Origin of the sequence: Ornithinibacillus halotolerans (genome assembly GCF_014637405.1) — a bacterium.
GTDB classification, from domain to species: Bacteria; Bacillota; Bacilli; order Bacillales; family Amphibacillaceae; genus Ornithinibacillus; species Ornithinibacillus halotolerans.
Map to the genome: position 1 here is coordinate 18,040 of NZ_BMEY01000023.1, position 11,958 is coordinate 29,997.

At 35.6% G+C, this 11,958-nt stretch carries 13 protein-coding genes and 1 pseudogene; 8 read left to right on the top strand and 6 right to left on the bottom strand.

From position 1 onward, the window contains the following. Nucleotides 1-55 precede the first annotated feature (55 nt). From IEV35_RS17205 to IEV35_RS17225, 5 genes are all read left to right on the top strand, one after another. Entirely contained in the window at nt 56-490 is a 435-nt protein-coding gene (locus IEV35_RS17205) for a LytTR family DNA-binding domain-containing protein (RefSeq protein ID WP_188385889.1), read from the top strand. 10 nt (nt 491-500) lie between these two features. Then, nucleotides 501-962, top strand: a complete 462-nt coding sequence (locus tag IEV35_RS17210) for a DUF3021 domain-containing protein (RefSeq protein ID WP_229740790.1) — start codon at nt 501-503, stop codon at nt 960-962. Next, nucleotides 963-1,688, top strand: a complete 726-nt coding sequence (locus IEV35_RS17215) for an ABC transporter ATP-binding protein (RefSeq protein WP_188385890.1) — start codon at nt 963-965, stop codon at nt 1,686-1,688. Beyond that, on the top strand, nt 1,685-2,410 hold the full coding sequence (locus tag IEV35_RS17220) for an ABC transporter permease (RefSeq protein WP_188385891.1): 726 nt from the start codon (nt 1,685-1,687) through the stop codon (nt 2,408-2,410). The genes IEV35_RS17215 and IEV35_RS17220 overlap by 4 nt, the downstream gene beginning before the upstream one ends. Before the next feature lie 207 nt (nt 2,411-2,617). After that, nucleotides 2,618-2,803: a DUF2187 family protein gene (locus IEV35_RS17225; RefSeq protein ID WP_188385892.1), complete on the top strand. Its 186-nt coding sequence runs from the start codon at nt 2,618-2,620 to the stop codon at nt 2,801-2,803. 550 nt (nt 2,804-3,353) lie between these two features. On the opposite strand, the gene IEV35_RS17230 is transcribed toward IEV35_RS17225, so the two are convergent. Then, complete coding sequence (locus IEV35_RS17230; protein ID WP_188385893.1) at nt 3,354-4,589, bottom strand: IS256 family transposase; 1,236 nt, start codon at nt 4,587-4,589, stop codon at nt 3,354-3,356. A gap of 108 nt (nt 4,590-4,697) precedes the next feature. Next, nucleotides 4,698-4,889 carry a YbxH family protein gene (locus IEV35_RS17235; RefSeq protein WP_188385923.1) on the bottom strand — a complete coding sequence of 64 codons (192 nt, stop codon included), beginning with the start codon at nt 4,887-4,889 and terminating at the stop codon, nt 4,698-4,700. 159 nt (nt 4,890-5,048) lie between these two features. Between IEV35_RS17235 and IEV35_RS17240 the strand changes: the two genes are divergently transcribed. Continuing rightward, entirely contained in the window at nt 5,049-5,783 is a 735-nt protein-coding gene (locus IEV35_RS17240) for a sulfite exporter TauE/SafE family protein (RefSeq protein WP_188385894.1), read from the top strand. A 37-nt stretch (nt 5,784-5,820) separates the two neighbouring features. Here the strand turns inward: IEV35_RS17240 and IEV35_RS17245 are convergent, their stop codons facing one another. After that, nucleotides 5,821-7,428, bottom strand: coding sequence for an amidohydrolase (locus tag IEV35_RS17245; RefSeq protein WP_188385895.1), 1,608 nt, complete (start codon nt 7,426-7,428; stop codon nt 5,821-5,823). A gap of 188 nt (nt 7,429-7,616) precedes the next feature. Further along, nucleotides 7,617-8,504 carry a pyridoxal 5'-phosphate synthase lyase subunit PdxS gene (gene pdxS, locus IEV35_RS17250; RefSeq protein ID WP_505797951.1) on the bottom strand — a complete coding sequence of 296 codons (888 nt, stop codon included), beginning with the start codon at nt 8,502-8,504 and terminating at the stop codon, nt 7,617-7,619. Nucleotides 8,505-8,632: 128 nt separating this feature from the next. On the opposite strand from pdxS, the gene pdxR reads away from it, so the two are divergent. Next, nucleotides 8,633-10,033, top strand: a complete 1,401-nt coding sequence (pdxR, locus tag IEV35_RS17255) for a MocR-like pyridoxine biosynthesis transcription factor PdxR (RefSeq protein WP_188385896.1) — start codon at nt 8,633-8,635, stop codon at nt 10,031-10,033. A gap of 76 nt (nt 10,034-10,109) precedes the next feature. On the opposite strand, the gene IEV35_RS17260 is transcribed toward pdxR, so the two are convergent. Continuing rightward, on the bottom strand, nt 10,110-10,520 hold the full coding sequence (locus IEV35_RS17260) for a DUF2500 domain-containing protein (protein ID WP_229740791.1): 411 nt from the start codon (nt 10,518-10,520) through the stop codon (nt 10,110-10,112). Between the two features lie 128 nt (nt 10,521-10,648). Continuing rightward, nucleotides 10,649-11,341, bottom strand: coding sequence for a hypothetical protein (locus IEV35_RS17265; protein WP_229740792.1), 693 nt, complete (start codon nt 11,339-11,341; stop codon nt 10,649-10,651). Between the two features lie 181 nt (nt 11,342-11,522). Between IEV35_RS17265 and IEV35_RS17270 the strand changes: the two are divergent. Then, nucleotides 11,523-11,885, top strand: a pseudogene (locus IEV35_RS17270) (GNAT family N-acetyltransferase); the annotation flags it as partial. Nucleotides 11,886-11,958: the final 73 nt, after the last annotated feature.

Below are 11,958 nucleotides of genomic sequence, written 5' to 3' on the forward strand. Positions count from 1 at the left end.
ACCTATTTACATAGGAATGGATACATATTAATTTAATGGGGAGAGGAAGAGAAAATTGAATATCGAAGTGAAACTAGATGCAGCTTATGATGAACCAAAAATCATCATAATTACAAAAGAAATTACCAATGAAGTTAAAAATATAATGAATCGGATTTCCGACACTAAAAAGTTAACAGTCTTTTCGGAGAGTGAAGCAATTTTTATAGAGGCAGATGATATCATTCGAATCTATTCGGAAAATAAAAAAGTCTTTGTACAAGTTGACCAAGAAATATATGCAATAAAAATGCGGTTATATGAGTTAGAAGAGGAGTTAGACCAAGAGCAATTTGTTCGGATTTCCCATTCAGAAATTATAAATAAGAATCATATTAAAAAAATGGATATCAGCTTATCAGGAACGATAGGAGTTTTATTAACAGGGAATATCAAAACCTATACATCACGTCGCTATGTACCGAAAATAAAAAAACAATTTGGGATTTGAGGTGGGAATAATGATACAAAAAATACTCGGCAGAATTAGTATGGGTTTTATTATCGGAGTAACGTTAGGACAAATTACGCAATTAGTAATTTCGGTATTAATAGGAGACGGGGAGTTTTTGTCTACAACGGAGGAATTTGGTTCTTTATTCTCATCGGAAGTAACCGCGGTGTTAGCTCAGTTTTTCCTAACAGGATGTATTGGTGTTGGTCTTGCCCTAGGTGCTTTCATATTTGATATTGAAAGTTGGAGTTTACTAAAGCAATATATTGTTCATTTAATCGGTACAGGAGCTGTTTGGCTACCAATCGTTATTCTATTATGGATGCCACAATCCATAATAGGTGTCATTATTCTACTTGCAAATTTTATTGGAGCTTACTTGATAACTTATTGGATTCAATATGTGAAGTCAAAAAAGGATATCGAGGAGATTAATGCCGTGCTTCAACAGGCAAAAGGAGGAGTGTAAATGGCAGTATTGTTAAAGAATCTATCCAAGTCTTATAAGGAAAAAGTGGTAGTCGACCAGTTAACGCTGGAAATTAAACAAGGGGAATTCTTCGCTTTACTAGGATCGAATGGTGCAGGGAAAACAACAACGATTAAAATGCTCTCATGTCTGTTAACACCAACAAGCGGGGAAGCTGTATTACTCGGGGATAATGTCGTTACAAGTCCTCATATTGTAAAACAGAAGATAAATGTATCCCCACAAGAGACAGCGATTGCACCAAATTTGACGGTGAAGGAAAACTTGGAATTTGTAGCGAGAATCTATGGTGCGAATAAAGAGCAGGCGAGACAACTGGCAAAGAACATGATGGAGCAGTTTCGTTTATTAGATAAAGCAAAGACAAAAGCCAAAACATTATCAGGTGGATGGCAGAGACGTTTAAGTATTGCAATGGCACTCATCTCTAATCCAAAAGTTTTATTTTTAGATGAGCCAACACTTGGATTAGATGTAAGGGCACGCCGTGAACTGTGGAATATATTAGAACAGTTAAAAGGAAAAGTAACGGTGATTTTGACAACTCATTATTTAGATGAAGCAGAATCCTTAGCAGATCGAATTGGGATTATGCATCAAGGAAAATTACAAGCTTTAGGGACTGCTAATGAACTGAAAAGTGAGATGGAAATGGATAGTCTAGAAGATATTTTTCTTTCGTTAACTGAGGAGGGAGTAAAATGAGATTTGTCGCATTTTCCTCTAGAAATCAAAAAGAAATAATCCGTGATCCGCTGACATTACTTTTTGGTATTGGACTTCCAATCGTTATTATGTGGCTCTTTACAATCATGCAAGGAAATATGCCAATGGAATTATACCGAATAGAAAACCTTGCTCCAGGTGTCATTGTTTTTAGTTTTTCTTTTTTAACCTTATTCTCAGGAATGCTCTTAGGAAAGGATAAAAGTAGTTCTTTATTAATGCGGATTTTTGTTTCGCCATTAAAATCATCAGAATACATGATTGGCTATACCATTCCATTATTTATTATTGCATTCATTCAAATTATTGTTTGTTTTATCACAGCATTTGTATTAGACCTGCAATTTGATTGGAATGTTTTAGTAGCTATAATCGTTCTTCTTTTTAATGCACTTTTATACATTAGTTTTGGATTATTACTAGGAACATTTTTTACTGATAAACAAGTTGGAGGTTTGTTTGCTATATTTGTTAATTCATCAGCCTGGTTAAGTGGTACATGGTTCTCTCTTGATATGATAGGTGGATTATTTGAGAAGATTGCATATGCACTTCCATTTGTTCATGCGGTGGATAGTACAAGGTTTGCACTGAAGGGGGAATATAGTGAAATACTAGTTCCTTCCTTATGGGTACTTGTTTATACATTAATTATATTTATCATTGCTATCATTGGATTTAAGAAAAAGATGAAGAGCTAGCATAAAGGGCATTAGAGTGATCGATATACTCCACTGCCCTTTTTTATCTTTATTATAAAAAAGGATTAGATATAAATAAACAGTTGTGATAAGATAGCAAAGGTGTAAATGTGGCCAGGCAATTTTCTTTTCAAAATTAGTGAATCTTAAATTGTACGGAGAGTCATACTAGTACATATGTAAATAGTAATCAAAGGAGTTTAAGCTATGGCAGAAGCAAAAAAAGCAAATGAAGGCGACACAATTGAAATAGTAGGCGGAGAAAATAAAGGTAAGAAAGGTAAAGTACTTATCGTTCGAGAAAATTCAGTCATTGTAGAGATTGGACATAATAAAGTACGAGACGAACCAATCAAAACAGTTGTTAATCATAAAAATTATAAGATAGTATGAGGAACTTAATGGATTGCCCTTCATTTGATCGAATGAAGGGCAATTTATTTTTGAAATCTTCTTCATGTAGTTGATGAAGGATAAAGTTGTTAGAAAAAGCATGGAAACTCTCCTTCATAAAGCTGATGAAGAGAAAATTAACATAAGAAGCAGATGAAACTCCCTTCATAAATCTAAGGGGAACTCAAGTCAAGGTTGCATTCAAAGATAATCCTACAACCCGGGTTTGTCAAATAAAGTGTGTAAGTTAATTATTATTGATTGATATTTTAACCAACTATTCATGAATGGAAACCACTTTTCGACAAATGTTCGAACGATAAATTAAGTGTCACAGCTAGCCACCATTGACTACAGCGCCGGATTCTTAGTATTCGGTGGAAGGGGTCGGGGCCCCGCCAGCGAATACTTAGAATTGATTTGTCCGTGTTACAATTTAAAGCAGGATTGCCCCACAGGGCTTTATTTTGACCATCCTGCGAAGATTCTAACAACACGGACAAAAGCAAAGTCAATGGTGGCGTTCGTGGTACGAGATCTAATTTCTATCTTATATATATTTGTGTACCCTTTCTTCTAGTCCCTCATGAATCAATAGTTGGTTCATCACCATAGACCAGTTTTGAATGTGGCCACCTTCCCACTTTTTTTCTAATTCTTTTACCCTTAAATATAAAACTTTAAAGAGGGCTGTATCGTTGGGAAATGCCCCTTTCTTAGTTACCTTTCTAAAGCTTGAATGGATGCTTTCAACCGCATTGGTTGTATACATAATCCTTCGTATTGCACTTCCATATTCAAATAGCTGTTCCACATGATTGAAGTTCCTTATCCACACATTAATGGCGCCTGGATATGCCGACCATTGTTGTTTAAACGATTCAAATGCACTCTGACAGGCCTTAAGACTTTGAGCACCATACACTTTTTTCAATGAGGCTGTAAAGGCTTTGTAATCCTTGCTTGGAACATATTTGATAGAGTTACGTATCAAATGAACCATACATCGTTGGACGGTTACTTCTGGGAAAATAGCACGGGCACCTTCCTCTAATCCACTTACACCATCCATAGAAATAAAGAATATATCTTCAACACCTCTTGCCTTAATCTCATCAAATATTTGCATCCATTTATGCTTACTTTCAGTTTCATTTAACCACAAGCCAAGAACATCTTTTTTGCCTTGCATTGTATAGCCAAGAATCGTGTAAACAGCATATTTCTTGGTTTCATATTCATTCCTAATCGTTGTAAACATACAGTCTACAAACAAGAAAGCATAACAATTACTTAGTGGACGGGTTTGCCATTCCTCTAACTCAGGAATCACCGAATCCGTTATATCCGATACCATATCATGAGAAACAGAAAAACCGTAAATATCTTCAATGGTTAATGAGATATCCCGCTGTGACATGCCGCGAGCATACATCGAAATAACTTTATCCTCAATAGCTGAAACATCCCTTTGGCGCTTAGGGATAAGTTGTGGTTCAAATGATCCATCCCGGTCACGTGGGGTAGCAATTTCTACCTCTCCAGAACTGGTGTGTAACAGTTTCTTACCGTATCCATTTCTTCTGTTTGAAGATTCTTTTTCGCCTTTATCATTTGATTTATAGCCTAAATGGTGATTCATTTCACCCTTTAACATAGATTCGAACATCGGTCCGAAAATATCCTTAAGTGCATTTTGCATGTCTTCCACAGATTCTGGTTGATACTCTTCAATAATTCTATTAGCTAGTTCTACTGATTTAGGATCACGCTTAATTTTCGCCATATAAATTCCTCCGTTTCCTTATACTTCCATTATGGGAATATAAAAAAAATCTAAACTGCCAAGTAGAAGCCGTACGCTCTTCTACTTACACAGTTTAGATTACACTCTCTACAACCCTTTTTCATTACAGTACTCATCAACTAATTCCTCGATTTTATCAACTAAAGGATATTTTCCTGTGAAAGTAAATTTAATCTCTTCCACAAAATCTCCCTTATGATAGACGTGAACTGCTCCATTTTGTTCAATTACACTAAATTCGGGTTCGAATCGGTATCCACTTCGTTCAATTGCACCCATTTCAGTACCTCCATTCTTGTCCTCGTTTTTATTATTCATTCACCAACTAGTACATTCCCATTCATAAACTATATAATTATTATTTATCAATGTTGATAATAATATAGTATTTTTACTTATATTAATGCTGCACTATACTAAATATAGGAGGTGTTACAGATGGAGTATTTAATCATCTTCTTTACAGGAATCATCTCAACTACATTAGGTACGATTGCAGGTGGAGGAGGATTAATTAGTTTGCCTCTAATGCTTTTATTAGGAATACCAATTCATTCAGCAATAGGGGCAAATAAAGTATCAAATACTGTTAGTTCTTTCTCTAGTTTTTTTCATTTGTTAAGGCATAAAAAAATTGCCCTGAAGGAATGTTATTGGATTATTCCAGTCAGCATCCTAGGTGGTCTTAGTGGGGGATATATTGCAACACGTATCTCAGGAGAACTGTTGTCTATCATTGCCATTTTTTTGCTTATGTTTGCATTAGTTACTTCGATGATTGGAAAGCGGAATTTTACAGGTGGAAATATATTAAAAATGAATAAAATTAGTTTGCCAGGGATGTATGGAATTGGGATATATGATGGGTTATTTGGACCAGGGCAAGGGACGTTAATGTTATTTCTTTTTGCTTATTTGAGGATAGATTATATTCGAGCAGTTGGGTATGTTCGCTTAGCTACTTTTTCAAGCTGTATAGGTGCAGCGACAATTTATATTACATTTGGAAAAATAATCTGGGGGCTAACAATTGCCCTTCTATTTGGATCTGTTATTGGTGCACAAATAGGAGTGCGAGTAGCAGAAAAATTAAAACCGAGCTATATAAAACCAATCTTACGTATCGTTACATTAGCTATAATTATTCAAGTATTTGTGGAAAATATCTTGTAAAAAAGCAAGCCAGCCTAGCAAAACTGGCTTGCATGAATTACTTAATATTTGAATGATAAACTACTTTTCCATCTACCATTGTAAAGACAACATTCGCATCTTTTATTTCCTCTGAAGGAACAGAAAATAAATCTCGATCTAGTACAATAATATCCGCTAATTTTCCAACTTCTAACGTGCCTAATTCATGTTCGCGAAACGAACCGTAAGCTGGTCCATAAGTATAGGCTTTTAACGCTTCAGATAATGAAATATTTTCACCATTATTCCACTCTACTTTGTTATCATCGAGCCTCGTTACTGCTCGGTATATTCCAGGTAGCGGATTAAGATCGACTACCGGGTAGTCACTACCATAGACAAGCTGTGCGCCAACATCTTGTAAAGTTTTTTGTAACATATATAGCTTCATTCTATCTTCACCGATTAATTCTTCAAATACTTCATAGGAAGAACCGTTAATATGCTCTGGCTGAATAGATGCTAGTACTCCAAGTTCTGTAAAGCGTGCAATATCTTCTTCACGAATCATTTCGATATGTTCAATCGCATGTCGCGAATCACGTACACCGTTTTGTTTCTGTGCTTCTTCAAAACTATCAAGGGCTAATTTAACTGCTTTGTCTCCAACACAATGAAAACGAACGCGGAAATTCTCCTTATCGGCTTCGATAGTCCATTTCTTAATGTCTTCTTCTGAATATACTGTCCCACCAGAAGTTTCAGGTTTATTCGAATATGGCTGCAGTAAGTAGGCTGTATAGCTAGTAATCACACCATCAATGAATTGTTTAAACCCAGAAAATTGAACCATATTAGACTGATAATTGTCTCGAAGATGCTTCGCTTCCTCAACATCCCCATTCAGTGGAGCAACAAAGTGAACTCGTGTAGTTAGTTTATTTCTCTTTTCGAAGTCTCTGTATATTGCAGCTTCTTCCGTACTCATTTCAGGTAATCGAAGTAAATCATGGACAGAAGTAACTCCAAAACGAGCAGCTTTATTTAAGAATTGTTCTAGTAAATTCTCTTTTTGATGAAGGTCCATCGGCATAGCTTTCGTGATAAGTCCGACAGCATGTTCTAGTAACAAGCCAGATGGTTCACCATTTTCATCTATAACAACTTCACCAAATTCGGGATTCTCTGTTTCTGATGTTATCCCAGCTACATGTAACATTGAACTATTCACCCATACACTGTGAAATTCTGCTTGATATAAGATGACAGGGCGATTTGGAACGACTTCGTCTAGATGTTTTTTATGGACGGACTCTTTCGTTGTCCAACTATTATCATCCCAACCACTTCCAATTATTAGTGGAAGGTCAGGGTTTTTCATAGCAAATTCTTCAACCATTTTAGCAGCCTCTGAAGCCGATTTAGCTTCCGTGAGGTCTACACTATTTTCAAGCATACTACCTAATAAAAGATGAATATGGAAATCATGGAAACCAGGCATAATCAACTTATCACCGAAGTCATATAGTGTTGTTTCAGGAGTTAGATAATCATTAACTAATTCTTTATCGACAACATCAATTATTTTATTATCGTTAATTAATATTGCAGCACACTTTGGATAAGTAGTAGTACCTGTAAATACATTATTACCTGTGAGAATGATATTAGGTGAATTGGTCATGTTTTTACTCCCTTTAATATTATTAAAATAATTTTAATTCGTTTACTTAACTTTTCCAATAAAAATATGATAATTATTAAAAATAATAAAAGGTACCTAAGCAACTCCTATTTAGGAACTGTCCTTGGGCACCTTTAGCTCTAATATTAATACTTTATTTTTTAACGAGAAAGATTTTGTTGTTGCTTTTACCATCCACGCTCTTGCATTCTTTCTTCCGCACTTAATTTGGAAATATCAATCCCTTTCATCGCTGCTCCAAGTTCTTTTGAAAGTTTTCCAATTAAATCATAGTCGTTATAATTTTCTGTAGCTTGAACGATGGAATTTGCAAATCTTTCTGGATTTTCTGATTTGAAAATTCCTGAACCAACAAAGACACCATCTGCACCTAACTCCATCATTAATGCAGCATCTGCTGGTGTTGCAACTCCACCCGCAGCAAAGTTAACGACAGGTAATTTACCAGTCTCTTTAATTTGTTTTAAAACTTCATAAGGTGCTCCTAGATTTTTTGCCTCTGTCATCAATTCATCGTCATTCATTAATGAAACTTTTCGAACTTGTGCTTGCACTTTACGCATATGACGAACAGCCTCTACAATGTTTCCAGTACCTGGTTCTCCTTTTGTCCGAACCATAGAAGCACCTTCTCCGATTCTTCGTGCTGCCTCTCCTAAGTCACGACACCCACACACAAAAGGAACATTATACTCACTCTTCAATATATGAAAATCTTCATCAGCTGGTGTTAGTACTTCGCTTTCATCAATATAGTCGACACCCATTGCTTCAAGTACACGTGCTTCAACGATATGTCCAATTCGGACTTTTGCCATAACTGGAATATTTACTGCATTCATTACTTCTTCTACGATACGGGGATCTGCCATTCTAGCAACTCCTCCAGCAGCACGGATATCCGAAGGCACACGTTCTAAAGCCATTACTGCAATAGCACCACTAGCCTCAGCGATCTTAGCTTGCTCTGCATTGATGACATCCATAATAACGCCACCCTTTTGCATTTGTACAAATCCTTTATTATCTCTAATTGTTTTTACTAGATTTCCCAATAGAAACACTCCAATCGATTTATATGCTTGATTTATTAGCTTGTTATTTTATTATAAGTAGTAGTTGGCATTATCAAAAGTGCCAGATTTGTAGAAATTGATAATGCCAGTAAAGGAGATTATGAATGATGGAAATGCTAGCATGTCATCTAAATCGCGAAAGTGAGATGCCATTATATGAACAGCTATATGACTATATAAAGATAGAAATAATGAATGGAAATATTCCATATGGAGCAAAGTTACCTTCTAAACGCAGACTATCTGAATTCTTGAAGATAAGTCAGAATACAGTAGAGCAAGCCTATGAACAATTAGTTGCGGAAGGTTATGTTGAAGGAATAGCGAGAAAAGGATATTTTGTGTTAGCTTATGAGGATTTAGAGTATGTTCGAACGAGTAAAGTAGAGAAACAACCTAAGAAAAAGGAAGAAAAAATTCGATATGACTTTCATCCAAGCAGAATTGACACAGAAAACTTCCCCTTTGCAAAGTGGAAGAAACAAACAAAAAATATTATTGCTTACGAAAATCAATCCTTGTTATTAATGGGAGATAGGCAAGGAGAATTTGTCCTTCGTGAAGAAATTGCTAATTATCTCTTCCAAGCAAGAGGAGTACATAGTTCACCAGACGAGATTATTCTTGGGGCTGGGATTGAGGTTTTGTTACAGCAATTAATTCTTTTATTAGGTAATGATGCAGTCTATGGCGTAGAGGATCCTGGTTACCATGTCATTTCACGTATATTAGCACATTATCCTAATGAAGTAAGAGCGCTAGAGGTTGATGATAGGGGAGTTAAAGTAAACTCATTGGATAATTCTCCAGTTGACGTTCTGTATGTTACACCCTCCCACCATTTTCCATACGGTTCTGTCCTATCAGCTAACCGGAGAATAAAATTATTAAATTGGGCAGCTAGTAGAGAAAATAGATATATTATTGAAGATGATTATGACAGTGAGTTTCGTTATAGTGGTAAATCCATCCCATCCTTACAAAGTATGGATCAGGCGGACAAAGTGATATATCTCGGAACTTTTTCTAAATCGCTCATACCATCGATACGAATTAGTTATATGGTACTCCCGAAACAATTAATGGAGCAGTATCGAAAAAAGCTATCCTTTTTTCAATGTTCTGTATCAAGAATCGATCAACATATTCTTGCTAATTTCATGAAAGAAGGAGAGTTTGAAAGACATCTTAATCGAATGCGGAAGGTATATCGAAGAAAAATGGAAAAGACATTAGCTGTTCTAAAGCCATATGAAGAAAAAATTAAAGTAGTTAGTGACTTGTCTGGTTTTCATGTTGTATTAAATGTGGAAAATGGGATGAGTGAGAATCAATTGGTAAAGAAAGCAAAGGAAGCTAACATTTTAATTTATCCACTATCAAATTATAGAATGGATAAAAAAGCGAATCCTCGCCCTATCTTTCTACTAGGATTTGCTGGAATTAGAGAAGATGAATTGGAAGAATCTATTAAGCAATTATTAAAGAGCTGGGAGTTTGACGTGTAAATTCTAGACTAGCATATAAAGCTACATAGATAGCGCACTGAAAGTAAGGGAGGGGACTATCTAGTAGCTTTCGAGTTTATAGTTCTGTGGTGTTACTTTCCCGTTCAAATCCAAGGTATCTTGTTCCCTTAAAGGTAAGAATACCAGTGTCATTTTCTGCGAGTAGACCATACTCTTTACCAGTTGTTCTAAATTCTTTTCTGTCACCACTGTTGAACTCGAAGGTAACATAGTATGTAGTAGAAGATGTTGTGTGACTATGGTGGTGATCTTCGTGATGATGGTGATGGGAACGAGAAACATTCATCCGTTTAGACCGAACAATAGCAGGCACAGATAACTCTGGAGATTGTTCATTTTTACTCCATTGTCCAATCCCTTTAGCTATAGATACTACAATCGTACCTAAAATAATGATAAATACAATACCAAATATAATTGGAAAAAAGTCAAAACCTATTCCTCCACCAAAACCGTAAGTATCCATTGGCATTCCCCTTTCGATTACTTAATTTTAATACGGATGAGATATGGAAAAAGTTACACTTTTTTATATCAATTAATAAAGCTGAATCAAAATGGTTCCAAGACACGTTGATTCAGCTTTTTCGTTGTTCAAAACATATTCGGATAATGTTTTACCATAGCATCGGAAATTGCATCTGCCATTTCACGTGCTTGTTTTTCTATCTGATCGTAAACTTCAATATCCTTTTTATATTCTTTGTTAATCATGTGAATCGCTTCTTGCTTCGTAAGTTCTAGGTGCTCATAAAACATCTTTCTAAATTCACTTTCCGAAATATATGGATTTACTTGGCTAAGAAATTCGGAAATTTCATCAGCGTTTTGATACCATTTACGCTCGGCTTCTTCTGCTGCTTTTGAATCTCCTCTTAGTGCTGCTTTTGAATCTCCTCTCAGTGCAGCTTTCACAAGGTCTGCAGCAATTAGGAGATGTTCCTGAATTAATCTACTATAAGTAGTTGCAACCTCATCCCCGTAAAGTCTACGAATCATATTCCCCATGTCGACAGCATTTTTTAGAAGTCGAGCAAGGACCTCATCAATATCTGGCAAGTTAAATGTTAAACTAATTATGGCCATTCTTGTCCAAGCAACGTGTTCTTCCCAAAGACTTCTATTGTCATTTCGATAGTCCACTTCTGCTTGAGTGATACAATGTGTGGTAGGATTCATTTGTTGTTGCATGGGATATCCAGAAGGCACATATTGTTGTCCAACCGGATAAGAATATGAGTGTTGAAGGTTTGGAGCCACCCAATATGGATTGCCAGGAATATACATGTAATTTCTAAAATAATACACTTTTCTCGTCACTCCCCAATAATAGAAACATGGTATATGTTATTCTAAAGGGGAAAAATAGGTGATAGTTTAGGCCTATTGTGAACAGATTAAACAGAAAAAAGATTAAACATCAGAGAAGTTTCCAGTATGAATGTGAATAGTTGCTACTAATATAGAGAATAACAAGATTGTAGGACATATTCTCTTAACAAAGATAAAAATAAAAAAAGACAATCATCAATCTTTTTCGTCCTTAGCCCTTGCTCCTGTTTCTGTCTTACCAGAATGTCAAAATCAAGGTATAGGAAGTTTACTCATAACTTATGCATTAGCAGAAGCAAAAAGTCTCGGATTCGATTCAGTCATTGTATTAGGACATCCAGACTATTATCCAAAATTTGGCTTTCAACGTGCGGCTAAATGGGGAATTAAAGCACCTTTTGAAGTGGCAGAGGAAGCGTTTATGGCAATTGAACTTAGTGACAATGCGCTTCACGAAGCGGATGGAATTGTTGAATATCCAAGTGAATTTTTTATGTAAAACATCATATCTAACTAAAATTAAAAAGACGAAAATAAATTTCGTCTTTTTATCTTTTCAAATTTTTAATTGG